Origin of the sequence: Blautia sp. HCP3S3_B11 (genome assembly GCF_052064435.1) — a bacterium.
Taxonomy (GTDB): domain Bacteria; phylum Bacillota; class Clostridia; order Lachnospirales; family Lachnospiraceae; genus Blautia_A.
This window is the reverse complement of the sequence record NZ_JBQHVP010000023.1, coordinates 35,366-61,737: the sequence shown is the minus strand read 5'-3', so window position 1 is coordinate 61,737 and position 26,372 is coordinate 35,366. Positions and strand designations below refer to the sequence as shown.

Sequence of the window (26,372 nt, the reverse complement as noted above, 5' to 3'; positions counted from 1 at the left end):
AGGGACTGCGATGGCATAAATTGCTATTTTGTTAGCTGAAATATTGAATTTTCAAGGTGCGAAGCCCATTTGGGGTATGGGAAGTCTTAGTAAGTTACTGTTTAATCGTTCTTAAGGTTCTTTCTGGTTTGCATTTCTCGTTTTCTTACGTCCCCTTAAGTTTTCTTAAACCACTTACTTTTTAAGTCAATTTAATTCTAACATATTCAATTTAAGTATCAAACTGTTTTTACTTAAATATTCGTTTTTGTTAAGAATCCAAAATATTTAAGTTGAGATTTTGTGCAAAACTACAAGAAAAAAAGTTCCTGGCCCTTTTTTCAAATAGGTTAACAGAAGCTGTTCTTTTTGACTTTCCTTCGGTTTCTATTTTAACTGTTGCTCTCACACTATTTCCTGCGAACGCTTTCTTTCTCTATGATCTTTCCGGAAACAATACTCAGACCTCTGCCTGAAGATGGATTCTTAATCTGTTTCAGTGCTTTCTCCAGTGCCACTTTTACCATTGCCTGTGTATTTACTTCATAACTGGTAATCTTCTTGTCAGGGAATCCCGGATACAGATAATTATCAAATCCAACAACAGAGACATCCTCCGGAACACGATATCCTCGTTTCTCAAGTTCCATGATCACCATTCCGGCGGCAAGGTCACAGTTACATACAAATGCTTCCGGCATGTGCTCCGGCAGTTTAATACTCATACTCCCCTTTTCATCACGGTCCTCAATCAACCACTCTTCCGGCAGATTCTGCCCATGTTCCAGCTGAGCTTTGTAAAAACCACAATAACGGTCCATAATACTGCTGGTCGCATGAACGGAACCAACATAAGCCATCTTCGTAAGTCCCTGTTCAAACAAATATCCTGTCATCAGATACATTCCATAGAAGTTATCTGTAATAACTGCATCATTCGCCAACTCTTTATCATAGAAGTCCAGAAAGATCACTGGCACATCTGTACGTTCCTTCATAAAATGTATGTACTCTCTGCTGATCTCTCCCATTACGATCAGGGCATCCACTGTATGCTCCTCCTGAATTCTTGGAAGAATAAAATTATCTTCCATCTCATGCTTCAGGATTTCTACAGCAACCATACATCCCTTATCGGTAGCGATCAGCGCAAGCTCCTGATACATTTTCCAGTAAAACGTCGTATAAGTAGCCAGATACTTTTCAGAAATAATAACCCCGATGTTTCTCAGGCCGCCTTTGTTGCGTTCTCTCTTGGCAGCCGCTGACATCTGATGATACCCCATCTCATCTGCAACTTTCTGGATTTTTTCCCGCATCTCATCACTGACTCCTTTGTTGCCTGACAGGGCATTATGGACTGTCACTGTACTGACTCCTACCTTTGCAGCAATATCAGCCATCCTTACTTTTCCCATCACATCATTTTTCCTTTCCCATTCAAGAATACCATCGCAACACTACTTACTCGCTTACTCTCACAAAGTGATACAGCTTACTTTTAAAATCTCCCCAGAAGCCTTTTATGAGAAAACCGCACTTCATCAACATTTCACCTGTATATTTTTCCTCTGTTCCCTCAAGCGCATAGACAGCCTCCGGCTCAAATCCCTGCAGAAAAATTCTTCTGCTGTGGGCATTGGGTATGCTGAGTACATGCACATAAGTTACCAGAACTTCGCTCTTATCTTTTGCAGCTACTGCCCAGCAGTCATACAGATGGTTCTCTCTGTAGGAAGCGATTCTGTAGTAGTCCCCCTCACACACCAGTTCATGATATTTGTGGTACATCTTTGTCTGCTCCGGGATCATCCTTCTGTCTTCTTCCGGAATCTTTGTCACATCCAGTTCGTATCCAAAGGTACCCGCCAGCGCCACATGTCCTCTTGTCTCGAAGGGTGTCACCCTGCCAACTGTATGGTTCGGGCAGTCGCTGACATGAGCACCCATAGTGGACAGCGGATAGATCAGAGAAGTTCCTTCCTGGATCATCAGACGCTCGATGGCATCTGTGTCATCAGAACACCAGATTTGTGGACTATAGTATAACATACCCGGGTCGAAACGCGCACCACCTCCGGAACAATTTTCCAGAAGAAGGTCAGGGAATTCTGTAACCAGTCTCTCCTGCAGTGCATAAACGCCCAGAACATAACGATGGAAAAGTTCCTGCTGCTCTTCCGCTCCCAGATAAGTGCTTCCCAGGTCACTTAACTGACGATTCATGTCCCATTTCACATAAGCAATATTGGCACTTCTTAAGATAGAAGCCACGCTTTCATATACATAATCCAATACTTCCGATCTGGAAAGATCAAGGACATACTGCTGTCTGCTCTGTGTTGCTTCTCTTCCCGGAATCTGAATTGCCCATTCCGGATGCGCCCTGTAAAGATCAGAATTGGGAGAAATCATCTCCGGTTCAAACCAGATACCAAACTCAAGACCGATCTTGTTTACTTCATCTACCAGATGTTTCAGGCCGCCTGTGATCTTATCTGTGTTGACCTTCCAGTCGCCAAGAGAACAGTTATCGCTGTTTCTCACGCCAAACCAGCCGTCATCCATAACCAGCATCTCAATACCGCAGGACTTCGCTTCTCTTGCGATATCTAACAGCTTATCAGTGTTGAAATCAAAATAGGTAGCTTCCCAGTTATTGATCAGGATTGGTCTCTTCTTATGAAGATATTTGCTTCTGATCATATGGTTTCTGTAGAAATCATGATAGCTTCTGGTCATTTCTCCCAGGCCTTCATGAGAATAAGTCATAACAACTTCCGGTGCCTGAAATTCTTCTCCTGCTTTCAGGATCCAGCCGAATTCTTCTTTGTTGATACCCATAACTGTACGAACAGAATCAAACTGGTTTAACTCTGCCTGTCCGATAAAGTTTCCGGAATATACGAAATGCATTCCGTAAACTTTGCCCTGCTGCTGAGTAGTTCCCGGTGTTACCAGAGCCACAAATGGATGCTCCTGATGACTGGACTCTCCTTTTGCAGAGGATACCATCTGTTTTCCGTAACGGAGCGGTCCCTGCTGGATGTGACGCTCTCTTGCCCAGGAACCATGAAGTGTCAGCATCTCGAAGTTCTCGTTATCCATATCCAGACATGCACTGTAGATTTTCTCAATTTTAAGCTTCTGATCACCCTTATTAATTAATTTCACACTTCTGGTGATCACGTTCCCTTTTTCAAATACAGAATAACTTAACACTACCTGCAGTCCCAGAATCTCATCCTCGCAGAGGATATCCAGAGTCTGTACTTCTTCCTCTGTACCGAAAGATGCCGGAAGTCCTTTGAGTGTTTTTTTTCCATTATAAATTTCGTGGGAGACGTAGTGAATCTCACATCCCATCTGTCCTGCTTCCTTGCGCACATTCAGGCAGCTTTCGCGATAATCTCCGATGCCTCCTGTGGGATACTCCATCGGAAAACTGTCCAGGAAAGAGGATTTCTCCCTTTTATTTACAGATGGCGTGTACGGCGGTTCCTCCATACGCAGCATATAATTCTCTGTTTCTTTATATAGCCTGTCACCATAATAAATATGTCCCAGATATCCTTCCGGGGTTAATCCCATTAAGTAAGTACTTTTTTCCGTATCCAGACGGAATATTTTCTTGTCTTCATTAAACTGAACAGCCATGTCTGCTCCTTTCTTTCTGTTGTGCGGCTGCTGGTAACAGCAATTCCGCAATGGTTCTGTCTGTGTTTTCTGTCGATGTCTTCAGTTTCAGTATACTTAATTATTAATTTCAGTCAACTTAATTTTTTAAGTTCGACAAACCCAACAAAAAAGAAGTGGAAAAACTGACAAAAAGAACAAAATAAAAAAACTTCTTTTCGAAAACTCATGATTGATTTTCAAAAAGAAGTTTTGCTCTGATATTTATACTACTTTTTCGGGATCATAGCAACCTTTTCCCACTGATAGGTTCCATTATCGACTGTCATTACTGCCATGGTAATCTCCTGGTCGAAGCGTCTGGGGCCGCAACTTCCCGGGTTTAGCCATAGACGGTTGTCTATCATTTTTTCGAAGTATTTATGGGTGTGTCCGAAGATGACTACCTGTGTGTCTTTTAAATCCCAGTCCACATCTTTTTTATTGTGAGTCATGAAAAATTTTACCCCTTCTATGGTAAAGTGTAAGGTTTTCGCCATTCCCTCTGCCCAATCTTTGTCGTTATTTCCTCGGACTACATAAATAGAACCCATCATACGCAGTTTATCCAGAATTTCCGGTTTGTTTACGTCACCTGCATGGATAATACAGTCACAACCCTTTAAAATTTCCAGTATTTCCGGCCTGAGCAGGCCATGGGTATCTGAAATAATCCCTATTTTCTTCATACACTATTTCCTCGCTAATCATTCTCTTATAGGCCGTTTTATAATTTCATCATTCTATGTTTAATTTTCATCAAACAATTCAATCTTTCCATATTCCCCATCATACCCCGGAATTCTCTTCACATTTCCGGTTCTTACATTTTCAATTCCTTCCGCAATCCGTTCTCCTGCACAGGATTTAATATCTTCTGACGGTACATTTCGCAGAATGTCGAATTCTGTCCCCAGTGTCTGAATCATCTGTTCAAAACACCCCTGCACTTTCTTACTTGCAGTGGAATAGCCCATACATGTAGAGATCACTTCCGGCAGAGGTACAAGGCTTTCATATTTCTTACCATCTTTTTTCACAAAACCTTCCGCTCTGTCTGCAAGCTGTTCTACTCTGTGATCTACGCCCATGGTCAGCTTCTTTCCGCAGACAGGACAGATTCCTCCAAGCCGTTCTGCTTCCACCGGGCTTAATGATACACCACATTTTCTGTGACCATCGAAATGATATTTCCCCTCTTCAGGAAAAAATTCTACTGTTCCTTCCAGCCCTTCGCCAGTCTGGATTGCCCGATAAAGTCCTTCATAGGAACAGTCAATATCCAACAGATTCGCCTCGCGCCCCAGCTTAGACGGGGAATGTGCATCTGAATTGGATACAAGCTGATAGCGGTCCAGTTTGGAAATTCTCCAGTTCATAGCCGGGTCAGAGGAAAGTCCGGTTTCCAATGCATGCACATATGGTGTCAGCTCTTCGAAACATTCTTCTACAGAATCAAATCCTGATTTCGCACCTAATACAGAGAAATGGGGTGTCCAGATATGAGCCGGGATCAGAATTCCTTCCGGGCATACATCCAGCATCATTTCCAGAAGATCATGACTGTCCAGACCCAGAATCGGGCGGCCGTCAGAGTGAATATTTCCGATTTTCCTCAGACGCTGCGCCATGGCATCTGCTGCCTCCAGACTTGGAAGTAGAATCACATTGTGTACTTTTCTGGTCTTTCCATTCTTCTTATAAATAGAACTGATTTCCCCGGAGACAACAAAACGTGTTCCTTCTCCCGGGAACTTCCGGCTTTCTTCTTTTACATATGCATCTCTGAGGCGATACAGGCCGTTTCCCTCTGAAACAATTCTCTCCTTCAGTTCTTCTCTCCATACCGGATGCGTGAAATCACCTGTTCCAATCAGTGAAATTCCTTTCTTTCTCGCCCAGAAATCCAGATTTTCAGGCGTGCCCTCTTTGCTTGTCGCCATGGAAAATCTGGAATGAATGTGCAGATCAGCTATCATTTTCATTAACATTTATCCCCTTAAATTCACATCAAAGTATTTCTTTTCAAAAGTTATAAAATATCAACACCCAAAGATATATTTATAACTTCCATCCGTTTTCTTTCAGCCACAACTTGTACGTCTCATACTCCGGCATTACTTTCCCGACCTCGTCCCAGAATGCCTTCGAATGATTCATTTCCTTCAGATGGCAGAGTTCATGTACCACTACATAATCCAGCACTTCCGGAGGTGCCAGTATCAGTTTCCAGTTAAAGTTCAGATTCTTCTCACTGCTACAGCTTCCCCATCTTGTTTTCTGTTCTCTGATGGTGATATTGCGGTAAGAAACGCCCATGAGTCTGGCAAAATAAGAAACTCTTTTGGTAATCGTTTCTTTTGCTTTTCGTATATAGACATTTCGTTTCGATTCGCTCAGATCTGCGCTCAGCGGCTTCTGTTCCCGGTATTCTTTTGTCCGTTCCAGACATCCCAGAACCCACTCCTGCTTCTGGTTTACAAATCTTTTGATCCTCGGCAGACCTGTACGGAGAGGTGCGCGAACGATTACGTTTCCATCCCTGCGAACCTCCAGAGTCATGGTTTTTCTGGCACTTCTTATGACCTGATATTCGAATTCTCCGCAGGTGAATTTCTCCTGATTCTTCTCTGTTTTATCCATATCCATTTTGTTCACTCTTATCTTTTCATATGTCCCCACCCACTGTTTATTGCTTTTCGCAATTTTTATTTTTTGTTTCGAATTTTCTCATCCATATATTTCTCCATCTCTGCTGCCAGAATATCCATCTTTTCCTGTGTTTCCGGTAATGCATAGGGAACCCTGTCCATAATCCGTTTCACATAATCATGCTCACCCATGATCTCATAGGTTTCCGGGAAATTGATGTCATAATACTGAGCAATATAGGAAATCCAGTAGTCCACTTTTGAAACTCTGTCTGAAGATAATACAGATTCCTTTGCCATACAGGACTCCCATACCTTTGGCGCGATTACTCCTTCACCAACACCCTTCTCATCCACTCCCAGAAGTGTTTCCATTGACTCTTCCAGCTTTACCCTGCAATTATCCAGCTTGTCTGCATCTCGGATTAACTTTGCATGAAGCAGGGTTCTCTCGTCCGTAATTCCTTCCAGTTTGAAATCACTGTGCTTCTCAATCGCAGTGCAGATCAGACTGTCAAACCTGTCATCCTTCACAAATCTGCGGATCATTTTCTCCGGTCCGAACAGAAGCTGTGCACCATATGCTGCATGCTCCATGGTTCCCGGTTCAAAACTGTCAAATCTCCTGATCTGTTCAAATCTTCCAATATCATGGAGCAATCCGATTACCTTCGCCAGCTGTACATCTTCCTCATCCAGCCCCATACGGCGGGCAATGTCCTCTGCTGCATCAACCACTCCATAAGTATGTACGATTTTCAGATGAATCTTATCATCCGCTCTGTCATATTCATCCAGATATGCTTCAAAAGCAGCTTTCGCTGCATCAAAGTCTCTTGTTAAGTCTAATAATTTATCCATTATTATTATAATCCCTTCTTTATTCCTGTTCGGACTACTTTGCACAAAAACAACTACAACATACTTTACATAAATTATAAGGGCTTTATCCAAAGAATTATATTTTCTCAACCATTATTTTCTGCTTCCATACACCTTTTCTCACAATCATAAGATATACCTGAAACGATATGGAATCACAGTCATAAATGAAAGGTTCTTCTCTGTAGATCAGAGTCTGAACATTCTCTGCTTCCAATTCTTCTTTTCTTCGTTCAGCTTTTTCCATCAATTCATGCAGATATTTATTCTGTTTTCTGCCAAAATCTCTGTCCGGATAGACCGATGCTGCTTCCCTGATTTTTTCTCCCAACAAAGTAACCACCGGTAAATGGTTTCTCTTCCAAAACATTCCTGCAATTTTTCTGGCATTTGACATATCCGGATTTGTTTCATAACGCCTGAGCATTTTTCCCAGCTTTTCATCTCCTGCTTTTTCTGCCAGTTCCTGCATAACTGCCAGTGCTTCCGCCGTTACCTCCCATGGATTGTCCACCGGAACAATATACTTTTCCGGTACTGCCGGATAAAAAAGATAATTTAACGGTGGGAAATCCCGCAGCATCGCCAGTTTTCGTTCCTGCTCAGTGCAATATTTTTCTCCCAGATACTCATATTTATCCCGCAATATGGCAATCTGATACTCCATTACCCTGAGATTTTCATAGCCCTTCACCCAGAAATGTCCCAGCTCTCCATAATTATACAGATGTATTTCTAGCAAGATATCTTCAAAAAATACAGTAAACACATTTTGCCCCTGATGAACCACCAGAATATACTCTGCCTCACATAAATCCCTGTCTGTTCTTTCTAAAGAGCCCTCAAATTCCCCTTCATAATCCCTGACATAATTTCCCGTCATCCTGGCATTTTTCAGAACCAGAAAACTCTCCACCGCATCATTCATCAGATAGATCAGACGTAGCTCTCCACTCTCCGTCTGTCCGGTAAAACCATCCGGAATATCCACAAACTCACACAGTTCCTGCTCCAGAAGCAGATTTAATTTTTCAAAATTGTCTTCCATTATATCTTCCATCCTTAATTCCTGCTGTTTCTGTACAATGTCTTTCGCCGATTCTGTTTAACACACTTGATAAGAGAATCCATTGCATCGTTTCATGGAATTACTGCAACGCAGAAGCAGGATACATTTGCACAATTTTACAGATATATTTTTATGATATCACTAATCATATTTTCTGCCAAATAGAAAAATTTTTCTGTTAAAAAAAATACCAGTGGTGAATTTGCCGAAGCAGACCGGGTCGCAGAATCTAAATCAGGAGGATACTCCTTAGAGGATGTTTTCGGAACGGAGGATGAAAAATGCCACAGGTACAGATCCTTCCACCTGCAGCAAAATTTCTGAACGAACTCAAAGATAAAAAGCTGAAATCTCTGTACAAAGAAGCTATTGAAATGATATGTGAAGATTATTCCATCGGCGAAGAAAAGACAAGTGATCTGGCAGGAATGTACGGTTATGACATTTATTATAATAAAACTAATTATGAACTGGCATATCGGGTGAGACAGCTTGATGATTTGATAATCATCGTTATCATGGCCGGAACCAGAGAAAATTTTTACGAGGAGTTAAAACGTTATATACGCACTATATAACAGTACATATTTGTATCACAAGATAATCCCCCGGAAGTTAATCAGTACTTCCAGGGGATTATTCTATTGACAAAATTTATTCCTGTGCTCCTTTCCAGTTAATAATTTGCATATTTTTACAGTATTTTTTGTAATATCTGTTATATTTGCTCTTAGAAACCTGTTTCCCATTTAAATATCTGTTGACGGGTACATAACCATATCCATTCATCTGCCCTATAGCATCTGATAATGTTGCCAGACGGTACAGTTTTCCTTTCTGGATTTTATATACATTTCTGGATGTAAGCCGTGCTGTTATTGAAGCGGCAATCGTAAATGTATTATTCTGACGGTTATAATAAACGTCCGGCATGATACTTGTAGTCTGCAAAACAGCCAGAACCTTTACTTTATTTTTATAGATTGTCAAGATTATCAATTGACCACCCGGTATCACTGCAAGATACTCCGGTACTCCATCTCCGCTCAAATCTGTCCGTATCCAATGGGACATATCCGAACAAAATGGCCTGTGTAAGTCTACTTTTTTTCCTGTGTCATTTCCAAACCATCCTGAACGGGCCCGCAAATCATCAGTTATTTTAACTTTTCGAGGATGAGCAATCCATTGACACTGTGCCTCAGTATATAACTGTGACGCCTTACTATATGACATACCAGCCGCCTGTACAGATTGTATCGGTAATATCCATAACACTGCTGCCAATAATACCACAATTATTTTTTGAAATATTCTTTTCATATTCATTTTTCTGTCTCCTTCCATCTGAATAAATCCCTGTACCTGCCCATAAATCACATTCTGTTTATACATATGGAAGATTGGAAAACCACTGCTGTTCTGATGATACAAAATTTTTCTGTTTCTGCCCGTTGATCCAGCCGGTCTTTGATCCATATTTTAAGCTGATATAAAGTCTGCCTCCTGTGTATCTCCATTTTTGCACAGTTGCTTTGTTTCCTTTTCGAAGAACAAAAGATGTTCCGCCGCCTCCGCACTTTTTATATGCCCGGATTGATTTATTGGCTACAAGTGTGCGATCACCATTATACCTGGTACGATAATCAATTATTTTTCCATAACTGCTCACAGGTTTTAACACACCATTTTTATAGATATATGTATAGTCCAGCCTGCAGAAACCTATTGTCCAACACATAACTTCATAACGTACTTTCAGATTATTTCCACTGTTGTCGATTACTTCACCGCGGGCATACTGTTTATAATCTTCAAAAGCCTTCGTCATATCCAACAGATATTTCCATCTACCATTTTCATACCGTAAAATACCATTTATAAATTTATGATCATTATCACTCTTGGCACTAAGATATAATAATGGTCTGGCATTATCAAAGATATATAATCTGGCTTTCAGGCTGTAAAATGGCATTTGCATATTTTTGAGTTTTATGTATTGCCCTTTTCCATTTACGCAAAGATAAACTGCATTATAATATCCATCACCAGTATAATAAGTATCCAGACTGACTGCCTTTACTGTAAAATTATCTTTTCTTCCATCACCGGTAACATCGTAATAGGTATATGTATAACCTGTTTCCAAATCTACCGGTATGGAGCTGGCTGCACTGACAGGATGAGTTTTTATCAGACTCAGGTTCAGCACCAACATTATAAGTATTAGTGATAGTTGAAAGTTACATTTACTTCTTGCCATAGTTTCCTCCATATATTCATCTTGTGGTTTATTTTTCTATATACCAGTATGCTCCTAGAGAATTTATAATTATATCTGGATCTATATCCTGATTTTCTTTCTTACCACATAACTCCGCAATATAAGTATCGGTAAGAGCTATCCTTCCCTTTGGACGCTTATAATTACAATCAGGATCAGCACTATAAAATTTTTCATTAGTATAGTCATAGTCCGTTAATAATACTGCGTGTTGCTTATCTTTTCCTTTTGTATTTTCATAAATTACGATTCCTTCCGGATGCTCATTCAACATCGATATTAAAAATGCTTTTTTATCAGAAATGTCTTCTAAGCTTCCCCTTTTAACAGACATATTCCTATATTCAAATTCCCCTCGTAGCCCCCCATCCTTTCTGTTTTCCCAAGCTATTGGCTCTACAGCCTCTTCTGTAATATCTTTCCAATCTTTATTGTTCAACCAAGCTTTTCTTCTAAGCATCATAACTGCTGAACACAGTGTACATGTAATATCTGTATGTTGCTTTAAATAAATTTCATCTGGTGGAAGTTTACTAATCTTTAATGTTATTGTCGCAGTAGCACTTTCATAATTTCTGGTAGCTTTTGAAACAATTGTAATCTGAACATCTTTACTTATTACATTATCCTCCCAGTTATGCAACGTGACTTTTCCTTCTTTATCCACCGTTGCTTCTGGCGCATTACTTTCATATGATAATCGGTATTTTCAGTGATGTATATGTTTTAACTGAATTAAATGCCTGAACGCCTATTTTTTTCAATCCTTCCGGAAGATTCAATTCTGCCATGGCGCATTCTCTAAATGCCATATTTCCAATAGTTTTCAAATTTTTAGAAAATTTAACTTCTGTTAACTTCCAACATATATTAAATGCAAAGTCATCAATAACTTCTACACTATCCGGCATCACAACTTTTTGTATGTTAGCAAGACTAAACGCAGCTTCTCCTATTTTAGTTAATCCATCTCTGGCGCATTTTTGCCTCTTGGAGTATCCGAAGCACCTACCGACAAACAGCCATTTCCACTAATTGTTAATGTATCATTTTGTATACTCCATGTTAAATTATCTCCACAAATCCCAGAAGCTTCATCTGCCATAGCATTTAATGTCTGGTTCTCTTCTCCTGTCTCAAATTCTGTTTCTTCATTCTCCTCGGGCAAAAACTGCTCTCCAGCGGCTTCAGCACTTGTCACTCCATCCGTAAAATCATCTTCTGCCTCAGTGTCTCCATAAATAACATCTTTCTCTGTTTTTGATTCCTGCACATTACTATCAGAAACTGTTTCTGTGTTTTCATTAATTTCCGTACCATCACCAAATTCTGCACCACATGCCGATACCGAAACACCAGTCAGCCCTGTAACAGACATAGCTATAGACAGCAATATTCCTATTATCTTTTTTCTTTTCGTGCTTTTCTCCTCTTTTCTTATTTTTTTCATGAAGTTTCCTGCCTGTACTGTTCTCACGTTCTCCAAGACGATATATCATTTCTTATATTTTTCTTTTTCATTCTGGTTTTCATGAGTGTCTTATAAGGTTTTCCAGCTCAGGCAATATTAACAGATACTCAGAGACATCATGTTATATGTATCTGTAAATTCTTCACCTATAGATAAATTGTAACATATTTTTGTCACACATTTTTCCCATTTACATAAATAACCATATTTCACTACATATTTAGAGTATGTCAATCGGATATTCGCAATCCGCTTCGCTACGCAGCTCTACACCGAATAACTGCTCCTCAGTTTATCAGAAGAAGCTTGCACTCCTGTATCAGATGTCAGATATCTTTGCCATGTCTCATTGACATTCTGAATATAGCATTTTACAATAGAACAAAGAAACCAATCAGTATACATGATAAAAATCACTGAACAGAAAGGAGTCATTTCCATGGGACGATTTGTAAATTCCGGAAACAGTGCTTTTCAGGTTGCGCTGAATTCAGAAATCTATGTAGATAAAACCGGTTTGCTGGCATATACAAATAAAGTTATGGATACCACCGGGATTTCTCCAAAACCAAGCACTGGTATGACGGTTATCTGCTTGAGCAATATCAGGTATACAATCCTAAAGCAGTAGTAGAATTAATGATCTGGAATAAATTCCAAAGCTACTGGTCGGATACCGGAACCTACGAAGCAATTGTGCCTCTGATCAATATGGATTTTGACGGACTCAAAACTGCCATTATAGAAATGTTGTCCGGTAATTCCGTAGAAATCGATCCTACGACTTTCCGGAATGATATGGTGAACTTTACCTGCAGAGATGATATTCTTACCTGCCTGATCCATCTGGGATATCTGGGTTATGATCAGGACACTCATTCTGCATTTGTTCCAAATGAAGAAATCCGTCAGGAACTTGCCAAAGCTGTTAAACGAAAGAAATGGAATGAATTTCTGACATTCCAGCAGGAATCCTCAGAGTTGCTGGATGCCACTCTGGACATGGACGCAGACACTGTGGCCAGATCCATTGAAAAAATACACAATGAATACGCTTCAGCTATTCAGTACAACAACGAAAACTCCCTCAGCAGCATTCTGTCCATCGGTTATCTCAGCACTATGCGGTATTATTTTAAACCTATACGTGAATTTCCTGCAGGCAGAGGTTTTGCAGATTTTGTCTACCTTCCAAAGCCAGAATATTCCAGAGATTACCCTGCACTTGTTGTTGAGTTAAAATGGAATCAAAATGCCCAAACCGCAATCCGGCAGATAAAAAACAGGCAGTACCCTGAGACTGTTGCAAATTATACTGACAATATTTTACTTGTTGGAATTTCTTATGATAAGAAGCAAAAAACACATAATTGTGTAATCGAAAAATACTCTGAAAAATAGATAATACCTTTATTAATATGATACTACAGCAAACAATCCCCGAAAACCGTTTCCGGCCTTCGAGGATTGTTCGCACATCATCATCCAATACAAACATTTTTATATCTTTTTTCTCAATTGCTCCATAAACGCTGCTTATATATTGTTTTTATAAAATGATCTTTCTCATAATATTTTCTTTTCTTCTTCCATGGAAACCAGATGATTTCAACATATACGCAGCGTTAAAAGTTCTTCAGGATTTTTATTTTCTCCTTCGTTTCCATATGCCGATTATATCATGAAACTTCCATCTATAACCTTTATCGACACAAATAGACATAGTTTGCTACATATTTTGCATCTTTTATCGTTACTGTTTCCAAAAACACAAGGAACAGTAACTATTGCACAATTCCACATTTTGCAGTATGATAATCCCATATATTTCAGCAAATATTTCCATATACAAAAGGAGTCCCCAACCATGAATCTTGCTATCTGCGAAGACAATCCACAGCATTATGAAATCATCTGCTCCATTCTCAGGGATTTGCCGGAAAACGCTTTTCAGACCTGCCATTTTTCTACCGGAAATGAACTTTTAAAAACAATTTCCAATTCTGCATCCAGCTGTCCTTATTCCATTATTTTAATGGATATTGATCTGGGCGAAAATTCTATGAATGGTATTGCGCTGGCAGATCAGATCAATAAGCTTTGTCCGGACTCCCAGATTATTTTTATCAGCCAGTATCTCCAATATGCCACTGCTGTATATGAGACTGAGCATGTATATTTCATCCATAAACTGCAGATACCCAAATATCTGCCACTGGCATTACAGGCAGCCTGCCGCAAACTTGTAGACAGACAGGAGCAATATCTGTACTTTTCCATGAATTCCAGAAATTATCAGGTACAAAAATCCGAAATTTTATATTTGGAGCGTAATCTGCGTCAAACCATCATCCACACCAGAGATCACGCTTACACAACCAAAGAACGGCTTCATGATCTGGCTGAACAGCTGAAGCCGGATTTCTGCCGGTGCCATAACAGTTTCTGTGTGAACCTCCATGCAGTATGCACCTACAGCCATCAGGGAATACAGCTGTCCGGAGGTTATATTGTACCTGTAAGCCGTTCCTATTATCAGTCTGTAAAAGATTCCCTTGCTTTTATGAAACTTGTACATCACAAAGAGGTAGAATCATGAGCGAAACTGTCATTAATCTTTTTCTGGATATTCTTGCAGCCGTTTATACCAATTTTGCAATCCTTTATTTTTCCAGACGGCTACTTCCTGTGAGAAATAAAATCTCACTGTTTTTCCTGCTGATCCTTTTCACTTTACCCATGAGCCTGTGTTTTCTGATGAAGAGAAGCACCCTCAGCGGAGAATTTACGATCCTGATTCAGTTTCTTATCCTGGGCTGTGTTTTTATTGGATTCCATGCCTCTTTTCTGCAAAAACTGGCTATTTATTTTATTTTCGTACTATTAGAAACCTGTGCAGAAATCGTTGCTTCCAGCGTTTTTCTTCAGATCCATAATCTGCTGTTTCCCGCTGTTATGTATACTCCCTCCACTCTGAGATCCCAGTGCTCCCCAGTAGAATTCCTAATCATCCAATTCTTTAATATGGCTCTTGGATTGTTCCTGCTGGAAAAAGTCGCCCATATTTTGCAGCAATGTTTCAGCTATCTCAAAACTGTCACTTTCTTTGAACTGCTTTCTCCTGTTATCCTTCCGGCACTGGCCAATAACCTGCTGGCACTTCCGTGCTCCCTTTTTCTTAGAATCTTTTTCTGCATTTTGTATTGGGTATTGTGTATACTGGGATCTTTTCTGTTCTATCGGGCAATCTGCACCTTGCGCCTTCAACATGAAAAACACATCTGGCATCAGCAGGAGGCTCTTCTTCTGAAGAAACAGTTAAATTCATCTAAAACCCTAAGTGCAGAATACGCCAGCCTGCGCAAATGGAACCATGATATAGAGAATCACCTGTTTTCTCTGTCATATCTGATAAATGCCAAAAATTACAGCGAAGCAGACAAATATCTGGAATCTGTGCTTTCCCCAAAAGCAACTCCCAGTCATACTTTTGAAAAAACAGATTCACCAGCAGCAAACTTTGCAGCAAATCCTCCCCAAAATCTGCTCCTGTCAATCCCTCTGCTTTTCATCAGCACTTTTCTGTTTCAGCTTATTTATTTCCTGGCCACACTTTACCCCCAGGAAACCAGCCTGGAATTTTTTATCCTGGGAGTTCTTCTGATCTTCATCTGCATCATTTTCTACCAAACACTGAATGACCAGTTAAAAAAAATCCAGATAGCTTCTCAGTTCTCCATGCTCCAAAAACAGCATCAGATGGAGCAGGAGCAGATGGATCATCTTCATTTCCGCACAGAAGAAACCTATGTACTGCAGAGAAAAACGGAGTCTGCCCTGACACATATCCAGGACTTACTAAGCAATCACAAATATCCGGAAGCGGCCGCTGCCCTTGACAGTTTCAGCCAGACTTTTCAGAAGGAACGTTTTCATCCTTATTTTCAGGATAACCTGATACAGGCGATTCTGGAGGGAAAGAAACTTCGGGCAGAACAGTATCATATTCAGGTTTCCTATGAAATATTTCTGCCTGATAAACTTTCCATAGAGATCACAGATCTGTGCAGTGTATTTTTTAACCTGATGGACAATGCCATAGAAGCCTGTCTCCAGTCCGGCAGCCAGAAGCCTTTTATCCGTCTGTCCACAGAATTTTCCGGAGAATGTCTGTCCATCTATCTTCATAATACTAAGAATCCGGAACAGATTTTTAACCATCAGACTACCAAAAAGGAATCTTACAATCCCTTGCCCTCCCATGGATTTGGACTGTCTATCATAGAGGATATCTGCCAGAAATATGACGGAGCTTACCAGTGGCTTGACCGCACAGATTATTTTGACTCCATTGTACTGCTGAAATTTTTATGATTCTATAATTTTCCATATCTTCCCACTGCTTGACAGACTGTGTTCTGTCTTTCATAATATTCTTTATAATCCAGATATTTTATAAAAGGAGGTACTCCACTATGCCGGTTCCCACGATCGAAGTAGATGATACCCTGAAAGAACGAAGCTCTCACGGCTCCTTTGAACTTCCCATAGAAACTTATACAGACAACTGCGAAATCTTCCATTCCCTCTACAACCACTGGCATGACGAGATGGAACTGATCTATATTGAATCCGGCAGCGGACTGGTCCGTCTGAATAAAGAGATCCTCCGCGTCAAGGCCGGTGACCTGATCATTGTGAACCGTGGAGTTCTCCATGGCATAAAAACAGATCTGAAGAATATCCTTTATTTCCGTAGTATTGTTTTTGACCTGAACTTCCTGTCAGGCCCGGCGGGAGATTTATGTCAGGAACGTGTCATTTCCCTGTTGATGGATAATCAGGCGGAATTTACCCATATTATTTCCAGATCTGATGAGAATTACGGAAATATCTGCCTGCTTTTTGACAAGATCCATACCTGCCATAAAGAAAAAAAGCCATATTATTTCGTAAAATTAAAGGCTCTGTTCTTCAGCTTTTTCTACGAAATGCTCATGGGAAATTACATCACTCCCGCAGATAAGGAAGAGAACAAGAGTCTTGCTTCTATTAAAAAGATCCTGGACTACATCGACCTCAATTATTCACAGTCACTGACCGCAGCAGAGCTCACTGCGCTCTCCAATTACAGCGAATACTACTTTATGAAACTGTTTAAGCAATATACCGGCAAGACTCTGATCGCCTACATCAATGACCTGCGCATCGAGAAAGCCAAGCCTCTGCTTCTGCATTCCTACTCCTCTGTCACAGAGATCGCACTGGAAGTAGGTTTCAACAACACCAGCTATTTCATCAAGAAGTTCCAGCAGGCAACCGGAATGTCTCCTCATAAGTTTCGCAGAAACCTGTCATAAAATCGCAATTTTGTTGTATTTTTTTGAATAAACTGCTGATATAGTTATAGATGTCAGCAAGAGAACTTCTCTTACTGATATAACCAAAAACAATACACTATTCAAACCTAAAAAAAATAAGCAATCTAACTCATAAAAAACACATATTTATTTCAGAAAGGGAGATTACGATGGAAAATTTAGAAAAGCTCATCTATGACCTGTATAAGAAAAATGCACGCCAGTGCACAAATGAAGAAATTTACAACGCATTATTAATCTATACAAAAAATCAGCTCTTTGAAAAAGGCTATCAGGATGGAAAGAAGAAAATCTATTACATTTCCGCAGAATTCCTGATCGGTAAATTATTATCCAACAACCTGATCAATCTGGGAATCTATGATGATGTTGCTGCATTCTTAAAAGAGAATGGAAAAGCCATCGCTGACATCGAAGAAGTTGAACCGGAACCATCTCTTGGAAACGGTGGTCTTGGACGTCTGGCAGCATGCTTCCTGGATTCCATCGCAACTCTCGGTCTTCCGGGCGAAGGTATTGGTCTGAATTATCATCTGGGTCTTTTCAAACAGCTCTTTGAGAACAGACTTCAGAAGGAAACTCCGAACCCATGGATTGAAAAACACAGCTGGCTCACACCTGCAGGTGTTTCCTATACTGTACCGTTCCGCGGATTTTCACTGAAATCTTCCCTGTACGATATCGACGTTGCAGGCTACAATAACAAATCCATTCATCTGCACTTATTTGACATTGATCTGGCAGATGAATCTATGGTTCACGATGGAATTTCCTTTAACAAAAAGGACATCCTTCACAACCTGACACTGTTCCTGTATCCGGATGACAGCGATGATGACGGACGTAAGCTCCGTATCTTCCAGCAGTACTTCATGGTATCCAATGCCGCACAGTTCATCCTTGACGAAGCAACAAAGAAAGGCTGCAACCTGCATGACCTTGCAGACTACGCAGTGATCCAGATCAACGATACTCACCCAAGTATGGTCATTCCTGAACTGATCCGTCTCCTGACAAAGCGTGGAATTGACTTTGATGAGGCTGCTGAGATTGTATCCAAAGTATGTGCTTACACAAACCATACTATCCTTGCAGAGGCTCTGGAAAAATGGCCAATGGACTACCTTCTTGATGTAGTTCCTCACCTTGTACCAATCATCGAAAAGCTGGATGAAAAGATCAAAGCAAAATATCCTCAGGAAAATGTAGCCATCATTGACAAAAACAACCTGGTTCACATGGCACATATGGATATCCACTATGGATTCTCCATCAACGGTGTTGCTGCCCTGCATACAGAAATCCTGAAAACAAGCGAGCTGAAAGCTTTCTATGATATTTATCCGGAGAAATTCAATAACAAAACTAACGGTATCACATTCCGCCGCTGGTTAATGCACTGCAATCATCCGCTGACAGACTATATTACCTCTCTGATCGGTGATGAGTTTAAAACAAATGCAACTGCTCTGGAAAATCTCCTGAAATATAAGGATGATGAGGCAGTTCTGAACAAGCTTCTTGAGATCAAAACAGAAGCTAAGAAAACCTGTAAAGAATTTATCCTGTCCAACACAGGTGTTGAAATTAATGAGAACAGCATCTATGATATCCAGATCAAACGTCTCCATGAGTACAAACGTCAGCAGTTAAATGCTCTGTACATCATCAGCAAATATCTGGAGATCAAGGGTGGCAAAAAACCATCTCAGCCTGTAACCTTTATCTTCGGTGCAAAAGCAGCTCCTGCTTATGTGATCGCAAAGGATATCATTCATCTTCTGCTTACACTTCAGGATCTCATCAAAGATGATCCGGAAGTTGCACCATACATGAAGCTTGTTATGGTTCAGAACTACAATGTATCTGCAGCTGAGAAATTATTCCCTGCATGCGATATTTCCGAGCAGATTTCCCTGGCTTCCAAAGAAGCAAGTGGTACAGGTAACATGAAGTTCATGCTGAACGGTGCCGTTACTCTGGGAACTATGGATGGCGCTAATGTTGAGATCAGCGAACTGGTCGGTGAAGATAACATCTATATTTTCGGTGAATCCAGTGAGAAAGTTATCGAACATTACGAGAAAGCTGACTACTGCTCCAGAGATATTTATGAAAATGACAAACGCATCAAGGAATGTGTTGACTTCATTGTAAGTGAAAAGATGCTGGCACTTGGCCACAAAGAAAATCTCGAAAGACTGCACCACGAACTGGTAAGCAAAGACTGGTTCATGACATTGCTTGACTTCAACGATTATGTTGAGAAAAAAGATCAGGCACTGGCTGATTACGCAGACAGAAAAACATGGGCAAAGAAGATGCTGGTCAACATTGCCAAAGCCGGATTCTTCTCTTCAGACAGAACCATCGAGCAGTACAACAATGATATCTGGCACCTGACACCGGCGAAATAATCGTATATCATAGTTATTATCATATAAAAACTAACAGCAGGTATTGTATATTCAATGGAATATATGGATACCTGCTGTTTTTTGTAAATTCTGTAAAGTCGTTACCATCCATTTTTGTTCCCGGCAACATACCTTACTTCGATTTTACTTCAATAAACCTTACCTGATTCTTCTCAAGTGAATGGACAAATATCCACAATTTACTTTGCTTATTTATAGCAGAATGACAATTTCATAGTTTAAGTATCTTTATAGTAGTTTAAATATCTTTATAGTACGCCGGCGAGATAACATCTGCCTCTTTGCAGGAACAGCCATTTTCATAGCAGTCACAACAGTCGCAGTTAGAACAATACATATGTGTATCCGGGATGTAAAATAATCCTCCATAAAGCGGTGATGTACGCAACTCTTTGGATTCTTTTTTACTGTTCGCAAAATGAATTCCATTAGAGATCATCATGTTTTCCGGTTCGTACTGCGAGAAATCAAAATAATGTTCCTGAGTTCCATGATGTGGCACTTTAATGCACCAGTAATGCTCATATAACGGCAACCTCCCATCATAATTTTCTGCGATCATCTTCAAATGTCCCGGCTGTACATCTCCGGTAAACAACAGGTTCAGTTCTCCGTCTCTTGCATTCTGAAAAACAATACTGATCTTATGTTTAAACTGTCTCAGATTAACTTTATTTGTATTCAGAAAACTGAGAAGCTCTTTGAATTCAGGTATCGCTTTAATCCTCCGAAACTCCCGGTCATAGACATATGCCAGAGAAATCTTCTCCTGTTCTTCCTCTGTCTGTGCCTTTCCTTCCTCTGTCATAGACCAGATGATCCTGCGCAGTTTTTCTGCAAAATTCAGCAATTCTTCCATAACCGCTGCAAGATTTTCGTTTTTGCAGATCTCATTATATACCTCATCTGTTTCTCTCTGAATGACATCCGTATCCGGCCATAATGCCTGATATTTATCCTCAAAAATCTTACCTCGAGAAAGCAGTTCCAGATTCTGTCTGTTCTCCAGAAGTGCATCCACCAGTGCAAAAAGGCTGACCTGACGGCTCGGAAGCCCTGACTCCTTCAGCAGATCTGCCAGAAGCAGCAATACAAGCGTCCGGCTCATTTCCTCTTTTGAAAACACATCCGGCAGATAAATTTTCCCGAAGTCCAGAGAACTGTCTCTGTTCTTCATCATATAAAGAAGCCCTGACAAATGATCCATATGGAAATGTGTCAGAAGCAGGTTCTTACAGTTAATCGTAGATAAATCCGAAATGATCACATCAAAGATCTCTCTTCTCGGGCGACCCTCTATTCTGCTGTTATTAGTTCCGAAATCCACCAGCAGACTCTTTTTTCTATCCCGGAGGCAGAAGCAGTCTCCGAAGCCTACATTATACATTCGTATTTTCATTCTTTTCCCTCTTATTTTAAAATAAAATGATTCTTTCTATAACTGATAATACCCTCTTTCTGCATCCTTGACAATTCCGCCGACAATGCACTTCTGTCAACTGCCAGATATTCAGCCAGCTGCTGTCTGTTAAATGGAACAGTAATATCATTGCTTTCCTGTTGTCCTGCCTCACTTGATAAATAGGCAAGCACTTTTCCTCTGATTGTTTTCTTGCTGATCTGGTCGATTTTTCTGGTAAGTGTGAGATTTTTCTTTGCCAGGATCCCTACCAGATTTTCTACCAGTCTGCGGTGAAAGTCACAGGCTGAGGTGCAGGTCTGAAGAACTCTGTGAGCATTCAGCATCAGAACCTGAGATTCTTCTACTGCTATCGCACTGACCAGAAGAGGCATTTTCTCCATACATGCATATGCCTCTCCGAAAAGCTGTCCTTTCTCAAAACCGGCAAGAATCTGTCTTTCCCCCCAGTAGTCATCACTGATGATCTGAACTTTTCCCTCTATGATCATTCCAAAATTCTCTGTCACTTCCCCTGCCCGGAAAATGTATTCTCCTTTGCGGTATGTTTTGACAGCGGCATTCAGGCACTCCAGCAGACTTGTTATTTCTTCTTTTGTAAATCCCCTGAACAGACGGGATCTGCATAGAAATTCTGTATCTATCATATAGTTTTCTTTTCGTAACTGTGAAGATACTGAACAGTTACTCCTTTTCATTATTTTTTATATGCTTTGTTGTAAATACAACGGCTGATTTTATTTTAATATAGGAAAAACAGAAATGCAAGCAGAGCTTGTTTATGATATTATATATAAGGGACGCGAGGAAAATAAAGAAGTGTGCTGACAAGTTGATTCTTAAAGCAATCTTGCAGGATAAATTTTCTTATTTCAAGGCGTAGCGGTGGCTGCGGCGACCGACGACAACGCGGAAATAAGAAATTTAGACGTAAGATTGTTCAAGAAATCAACTTGTTGGTACACTAGGAAATGGAGATAAAATATATATGACAAAACAGGAATTAGCCCTTGAGGTTATTGAGCGATTAAAAAAGGAATATCCGGATGCGGATTGTACTCTGGATTATGATAATGCATGGAAATTATTGGTAAGTGTGCGTCTGGCTGCACAGTGTACAGATGCGAGGGTGAATGTGGTTGTGCAGGATCTGTACGCAAAATATCCTACAGTAGAGGCTCTTGCAAACGCCGACGTAGCTGACATCGAAGCAATCGTGCGTCCTTGCGGACTGGGAAAGAGTAAAGCCAGAGATATCAGCGCATGTATGAAAGTTTTACATGAACAGTATCATGATAATGTTCCTGATGATTTTGATGCTCTGCTGAAGCTTCCTGGTGTGGGAAGAAAAAGTGCGAATCTGATCATGGGAGATGTGTTTGGCAAACCTGCGATTGTTACGGATACACATTGTATCCGTCTGTCTAACCGTATTGGCCTGGTAGATGGTATAAAAGATCCTAAGAAGGTAGAAATGGCTTTGTGGAAGATCATTCCACCGGAAGAGGGAAATAATCTCTGCCATCGTCTGGTTAATCATGGACGTGATGTCTGTACAGCACGTACAAAGCCATATTGTGATAAATGCTGCCTTAACGATATCTGTGTAAAGAATGGTCTGGATCATTAAAGCGGACATTCGCAATCCGCTTCGCTACTTGCTCATGAACGCAGTCGCTTTGCGATCTGCGTTCAAACTAATCATTTATTTTCTTTTGTATCTGACTTGATACCCCATGGGCTGCTTTTCCACAGGCAGAGAATCCTGCCTGCAGGATTCTCCGCCTGTGGCAGGTCGCTTTAGCGACATAATTCCTCTCCACAACAATGTGATCCTGCCCGGAGAACTTTTTATTATCATAGGAATTTTACTTATTTTGTTCCAGGCTGGCAAAAAAGAGTTCATAGAAGTCATCTTCCCCTGCTAACTTTGGAGAGTTCTCTCCTCCACCGTTTGTACTTCTTCGCATAGTAGCATAGAATTCTTCGCCGGCGGTGATCAGATCCATTTCATAAATTTCATATCCAAGTTCCCGGCACTTGGCACAGAAAGCAGCCAATGGCTGTTTTTCTTTTCTGGTATCCATCAACTGTTGCCAGATGTTACGGTCTTTTAGTGCTTTTTCCCTTAATTCGTCTAACGTTGCTCCGATTTCCATAATAACATTCCTCCTTTATTTGCTGCTGTTTGTCAGTTCATAATAGAATATATACTGCTGCATCACGCCTCGGAAACCTTTATATCGTCGATTTGGAAATCCACGTTTATAATGAGCATCCAGTGCCTGGCGGATGTGAGTATCGATAGGAAAAGCATCCAGCTGATGCAATCCAAAAAGACAGATGCAGTCTGCTACTTTCTCTCCAACCCCATATAGGTTCAGAAGCTCTTTTCGTGCATTTTTGTATGTCATGTCATAGATACTCTCTAAAGATATGTCACCAAAAAAGACTTTCCTTGCTGTATCCAGCACATATTTTGCCCGGTACCCCAGATTACACTCCCGCAATTGTTCTTCAGTTGCAGATGCAAGGACCTGTGCGGTTGGAAATGCATAATATTCTGCACCTGTACTGCTTTCTTTTTTCTCTCCAAATTCCCGGCTGATGTTTTCAATACACTTTTTTATTCTTGTAATATTATTCTGCTGTGAAATCAGGAATGATATAATCATCTCCCACAAATCCTGCTGCAGAATACGGATTCCGCTTCCCATCTCACCTGCTGCAGTCAGATATTTATCTCTGGGATTGATTTTCTGTATGTATTCATTATAATCATGATCCAGATCAAAATACCGGATCCAGAAGAAAATAAAATCCTCTTCCGGACAGAAGAAATTGACAATTCCTCTTTCCTGTGTCAGTTCCAGATATTTATCTCCCGCAATAACCCGGTAACGGTCATCACCGATTTGATCCATTCGGAAACACTGCCCAGATCTGCAGATCTGACCCAAATCAAAATTGTCCATCTCTATTGTAAGCATCCCATATCTCCCTCTTAGATTTTCGGTTTTTATCCATTATCACTTGCTGAATATATGAATGTATTATATACTATTCTCGGTATAAACGTAAACCAGAATCACAAAAATATCATTCCGTTTACCATACAGAAAAATATAACGTTTCGTTATGACAGAAAGTGAGGAGTTTTTCAATGAAATTTATATATCCTGCGGTTTTCCGCAAAAATGAAGAAGGCAAATATAAAGCATTCTTTCCGGATCTGGAATGCTGTGAAGCAGAAGGCGACACTCTGGATGACGCTATTGACAATGCAAATGAAGCAGCTTATAACTGGATCTATGCAGAAGTAATGGAAGATGAAATGGATCTTCCTGCAATTTCCGATGAATCCGACCTTGATCTTCTGGAAGGTGATATTGTAAGAAATATTCAGGTCAATATCCGTATGTATGACGGCTGGGATGAATAGTCTTATCAACTTGCAATATCAATCAGATTATATCCTGAGCAATAACAGGAAATTACAGAAATCCAACTCCGTTATGTTAAAGTATTTTTAACACTAACGGAGTTTTTTTATTATTTTATCGTGTTAAAAAGGAGGTCTTTATCATGAAAGCAAGAGGTTTCAAAAAATTTTTCGTAAGCATCGCTCTTAGCACAATTCTTACATTTTCATCCACCGCTGCTGTTTTTGCAGCAACTGCACAGCTTTCACCGGCAGAACAGTATGCAAATTTGATTCAGGAAGACACAGGTACTCCTTCTGTTGATGATTCTGATGCGCAGGCGGCAGCGGCTTCCTATCTTACTTCTGGCTCCGGTATCCAACAGGTTGCTGCCTCTGTAAATTCCATAACCGTTCAATGGAATTCTGTTTCAAATGCTGATAAGTACGCTGTCAGTATCAGCAATTTTAATTCATCATCTTACCGACTTCTGGGATATGTCGGTAATACCCGAAATAAAGTCACGATAAATAAATTAAAAGCCGGTACTGCCTACAACATAAAACTTACTGCCTTAAATTCATCCGGAACAGCAATAAACTCCCGCACAGCCGGATGCACAACACTTTATACCAGTGTAAATATTAAATCATCTTATGCTACCGGAAATGGATACACTTTCAATATGGCTACTGTAAATCCTTCAAATTCCATCAGCGGATATAAAGTTATCTATCAAAGCTACGCTTCTAAAAAAGCTGTTACAAAGTACTTTAATACCAGATATTCCTTTACCCTGCCTATGTCCGGAACTGCATTTTATCAGGTAAAAATTTATCCGTACATCATTCTGAATAATAAACGTTATGTAAGTTCTTCAGCTACAACCAAATACGTTGCTACTGGTGTTACACTTCAGAAAGCGGGTAATACAAGCACTTCAATGTCTGTAAAATGGAATAGAATTTCCGGTGCAACAAACTATACTGTTTATATCAAATACCCGGGAAACAGTTCTTTCAAAAAAGTGAATACAACTACTTCCAACTCATTCACTCTTACAGGAATGAAAAAGAATTCCAAATATGGAATTAAAATAATTGCCAATAAAAAAGTCAAGAACAAAACATGGCATTCCTATGCTAAAGTATATAATATGTCTTTAGTTTGACCACTTTGGATCATGAATTGTTATTGACTTTCTCATATCAAAGTGTTACAATGTGAGCAATTAAGACAAGGGGTGCTTGTGTAAGCAGGCTGAGAGTAAGCTGTATCGCTTTAACCCGTAACCTGATTTGGATAATGCCAACGTAGGGAAAGTTATAGTTCTTCCGGACTGCAATGTGCTTGTTGGCGTATTGCAGTCTTTCCTTTTTTATCCGAAAAAATCCAGGGAAATATTTCATAATATTCCCTGATAATTGTCAAGCAGATATTTGTAATTGAAGCAGAGAAATCACTTGATTCGACCAAAATATCTTCTTCATACTAATATATAAAAAATATATTTCTTCGGATATTTTTACGTTCATATATTGTCATACAGATCACTTCCCCATCTTAATTATTACGACAGACCGGGGGCACCACTCTCTGTCACATCGCAAAAGTTTACCCGAAAACTTACGAATATGCGCAGGTGCAAGTCCCTGCTATATGCAGGAGGCGCAGTTCATTTAGAAGCCCACAGTGCA

At 40.2% G+C, this 26,372-nt stretch carries 24 protein-coding genes, 2 pseudogenes and 1 riboswitch; of the genes and pseudogenes, 10 read left to right on the top strand and 16 right to left on the bottom strand.

Annotation, left to right across the window (positions count from 1 at the left end; translation table 11 throughout):
- Positions 1 to 389 precede the first annotated feature (389 nt).
- The 7 genes and pseudogenes from ACTNC0_RS15950 to ACTNC0_RS15920 form a co-directional block, all read right to left on the bottom strand.
- Positions 390 to 1,397 carry a LacI family DNA-binding transcriptional regulator gene (locus ACTNC0_RS15950; protein WP_441088145.1) on the bottom strand — a complete coding sequence of 336 codons (1,008 nt, stop codon included), beginning with the start codon at positions 1,395 to 1,397 and terminating at the stop codon, positions 390 to 392.
- A 46-nt stretch (positions 1,398 to 1,443) separates the two neighbouring features.
- Positions 1,444 to 3,636, bottom strand: a complete 2,193-nt coding sequence (locus ACTNC0_RS15945) for an alpha-galactosidase (protein WP_441088144.1) — start codon at positions 3,634 to 3,636, stop codon at positions 1,444 to 1,446.
- Positions 3,637 to 3,884: 248 nt separating this feature from the next.
- Positions 3,885 to 4,343, bottom strand: a complete 459-nt coding sequence (locus ACTNC0_RS15940; protein ID WP_441088143.1) for a metallophosphoesterase family protein — start codon at positions 4,341 to 4,343, stop codon at positions 3,885 to 3,887.
- 69 nt (positions 4,344 to 4,412) lie between these two features.
- Positions 4,413 to 5,639 (bottom strand): annotated as a pseudogene (locus tag ACTNC0_RS15935) (endonuclease Q family protein); the annotation flags it as partial.
- A gap of 76 nt (positions 5,640 to 5,715) precedes the next feature.
- Complete coding sequence (locus ACTNC0_RS15930) at positions 5,716 to 6,303, bottom strand: M48 family metallopeptidase (RefSeq protein WP_055053344.1); 588 nt, start codon at positions 6,301 to 6,303, stop codon at positions 5,716 to 5,718.
- A 59-nt stretch (positions 6,304 to 6,362) separates the two neighbouring features.
- Positions 6,363 to 7,166 (bottom strand): HD domain-containing protein, encoded by an 804-nt coding sequence (locus ACTNC0_RS15925; RefSeq protein ID WP_441088142.1) that lies wholly within the window; start codon positions 7,164 to 7,166, stop codon positions 6,363 to 6,365.
- Between the two features lie 97 nt (positions 7,167 to 7,263).
- Positions 7,264 to 8,247, bottom strand: a complete 984-nt coding sequence (locus ACTNC0_RS15920) for a DUF3878 family protein (RefSeq protein ID WP_441088141.1) — start codon at positions 8,245 to 8,247, stop codon at positions 7,264 to 7,266.
- A 290-nt stretch (positions 8,248 to 8,537) separates the two neighbouring features.
- Between ACTNC0_RS15920 and ACTNC0_RS15915 the strand changes: the two genes are divergently transcribed.
- Positions 8,538 to 8,834 (top strand): type II toxin-antitoxin system RelE/ParE family toxin, encoded by a 297-nt coding sequence (locus ACTNC0_RS15915; RefSeq protein ID WP_441088140.1) that lies wholly within the window; start codon positions 8,538 to 8,540, stop codon positions 8,832 to 8,834.
- A gap of 76 nt (positions 8,835 to 8,910) precedes the next feature.
- On the opposite strand, the gene ACTNC0_RS15910 is transcribed toward ACTNC0_RS15915, so the two are convergent.
- From ACTNC0_RS15910 to ACTNC0_RS15890, 5 genes are read right to left on the bottom strand one after another with little or no spacing between them, the layout of a single operon-like run.
- A complete protein-coding gene (locus ACTNC0_RS15910; RefSeq protein WP_441088139.1) occupies positions 8,911 to 9,585 on the bottom strand; it encodes a hypothetical protein in 675 nt (224 codons plus the stop codon).
- A gap of 58 nt (positions 9,586 to 9,643) precedes the next feature.
- On the bottom strand, positions 9,644 to 10,522 hold the full coding sequence (locus ACTNC0_RS15905; protein WP_441088138.1) for a hypothetical protein: 879 nt from the start codon (positions 10,520 to 10,522) through the stop codon (positions 9,644 to 9,646).
- A gap of 28 nt (positions 10,523 to 10,550) precedes the next feature.
- The gene (locus ACTNC0_RS15900) at positions 10,551 to 11,210 is read right to left on the bottom strand and encodes a hypothetical protein (RefSeq protein WP_441088137.1); all 660 of its coding nucleotides are present in this window, start codon (positions 11,208 to 11,210) and stop codon (positions 10,551 to 10,553) included.
- A 22-nt stretch (positions 11,211 to 11,232) separates the two neighbouring features.
- Entirely contained in the window at positions 11,233 to 11,499 is a 267-nt protein-coding gene (locus tag ACTNC0_RS15895) for a leucine-rich repeat domain-containing protein (protein ID WP_441088150.1), read from the bottom strand.
- Between the two features lie 5 nt (positions 11,500 to 11,504).
- The gene (locus ACTNC0_RS15890) at positions 11,505 to 11,993 is read right to left on the bottom strand and encodes a hypothetical protein (RefSeq protein WP_441088136.1); all 489 of its coding nucleotides are present in this window, start codon (positions 11,991 to 11,993) and stop codon (positions 11,505 to 11,507) included.
- Between the two features lie 460 nt (positions 11,994 to 12,453).
- Here ACTNC0_RS15890 and ACTNC0_RS15885 point away from each other — a divergent pair, with 460 nt between their 5' ends.
- The 6 genes and pseudogenes from ACTNC0_RS15885 (at position 12,454) to ACTNC0_RS15860 (ending at position 19,812) form a co-directional block, all read left to right on the top strand.
- On the top strand, positions 12,454 to 12,645 hold the full coding sequence (locus ACTNC0_RS15885) for a hypothetical protein (RefSeq protein ID WP_441088135.1): 192 nt from the start codon (positions 12,454 to 12,456) through the stop codon (positions 12,643 to 12,645).
- Positions 12,561 to 13,415 (top strand): annotated as a pseudogene (locus ACTNC0_RS15880) (PD-(D/E)XK nuclease domain-containing protein); the annotation flags it as partial. The gene ACTNC0_RS15885 and the pseudogene ACTNC0_RS15880, both read left to right, overlap by 85 nt.
- Before the next feature lie 466 nt (positions 13,416 to 13,881).
- A complete protein-coding gene (locus ACTNC0_RS15875) occupies positions 13,882 to 14,613 on the top strand; it encodes a LytR/AlgR family response regulator transcription factor (protein ID WP_441088134.1) in 732 nt (243 codons plus the stop codon).
- Positions 14,614 to 15,269: 656 nt separating this feature from the next.
- A complete protein-coding gene (locus ACTNC0_RS15870) occupies positions 15,270 to 16,388 on the top strand; it encodes an ATP-binding protein (RefSeq protein ID WP_441088133.1) in 1,119 nt (372 codons plus the stop codon).
- Positions 16,389 to 16,489: 101 nt separating this feature from the next.
- Positions 16,490 to 17,374: an AraC family transcriptional regulator gene (locus tag ACTNC0_RS15865; RefSeq protein WP_441088132.1), complete on the top strand. Its 885-nt coding sequence runs from the start codon at positions 16,490 to 16,492 to the stop codon at positions 17,372 to 17,374.
- 170 nt (positions 17,375 to 17,544) lie between these two features.
- Positions 17,545 to 19,812: a glycogen/starch/alpha-glucan phosphorylase gene (locus ACTNC0_RS15860; protein WP_441088131.1), complete on the top strand. Its 2,268-nt coding sequence runs from the start codon at positions 17,545 to 17,547 to the stop codon at positions 19,810 to 19,812.
- 259 nt (positions 19,813 to 20,071) lie between these two features.
- Here the strand turns inward: ACTNC0_RS15860 and ACTNC0_RS15855 are convergent, their stop codons facing one another.
- Both ACTNC0_RS15855 and ACTNC0_RS15850 read right to left on the bottom strand, forming a co-directional pair.
- Positions 20,072 to 21,232 (bottom strand): MBL fold metallo-hydrolase, encoded by a 1,161-nt coding sequence (locus ACTNC0_RS15855; RefSeq protein WP_441088130.1) that lies wholly within the window; start codon positions 21,230 to 21,232, stop codon positions 20,072 to 20,074.
- An 11-nt stretch (positions 21,233 to 21,243) separates the two neighbouring features.
- Positions 21,244 to 21,900: a Crp/Fnr family transcriptional regulator gene (locus tag ACTNC0_RS15850; protein WP_441088129.1), complete on the bottom strand. Its 657-nt coding sequence runs from the start codon at positions 21,898 to 21,900 to the stop codon at positions 21,244 to 21,246.
- A 341-nt stretch (positions 21,901 to 22,241) separates the two neighbouring features.
- Between ACTNC0_RS15850 and ACTNC0_RS15845 the strand changes: the two genes are divergently transcribed.
- Positions 22,242 to 22,883 (top strand): endonuclease III domain-containing protein, encoded by a 642-nt coding sequence (locus ACTNC0_RS15845; RefSeq protein WP_441088128.1) that lies wholly within the window; start codon positions 22,242 to 22,244, stop codon positions 22,881 to 22,883.
- Positions 22,884 to 23,121: 238 nt separating this feature from the next.
- On the opposite strand, the gene ACTNC0_RS15840 is transcribed toward ACTNC0_RS15845, so the two are convergent.
- Both ACTNC0_RS15840 and ACTNC0_RS15835 read right to left on the bottom strand, forming a co-directional pair.
- Positions 23,122 to 23,412: a hypothetical protein gene (locus tag ACTNC0_RS15840; protein WP_441088127.1), complete on the bottom strand. Its 291-nt coding sequence runs from the start codon at positions 23,410 to 23,412 to the stop codon at positions 23,122 to 23,124.
- 15 nt (positions 23,413 to 23,427) lie between these two features.
- Complete coding sequence (locus tag ACTNC0_RS15835) at positions 23,428 to 24,243, bottom strand: DNA-3-methyladenine glycosylase family protein (protein ID WP_441088126.1); 816 nt, start codon at positions 24,241 to 24,243, stop codon at positions 23,428 to 23,430.
- 173 nt (positions 24,244 to 24,416) lie between these two features.
- Between ACTNC0_RS15835 and ACTNC0_RS15830 the strand changes: the two genes are divergently transcribed.
- Together ACTNC0_RS15830 and ACTNC0_RS15825 are read left to right on the top strand one after the other, a co-directional pair.
- On the top strand, positions 24,417 to 24,695 hold the full coding sequence (locus ACTNC0_RS15830) for a type II toxin-antitoxin system HicB family antitoxin (RefSeq protein ID WP_117676908.1): 279 nt from the start codon (positions 24,417 to 24,419) through the stop codon (positions 24,693 to 24,695).
- Positions 24,696 to 24,838: 143 nt separating this feature from the next.
- A complete protein-coding gene (locus ACTNC0_RS15825) occupies positions 24,839 to 25,846 on the top strand; it encodes a fibronectin type III domain-containing protein (protein WP_441088125.1) in 1,008 nt (335 codons plus the stop codon).
- 58 nt (positions 25,847 to 25,904) lie between these two features.
- Positions 25,905 to 26,013, top strand: a riboswitch (TPP riboswitch).
- Positions 26,014 to 26,372: the final 359 nt, after the last annotated feature.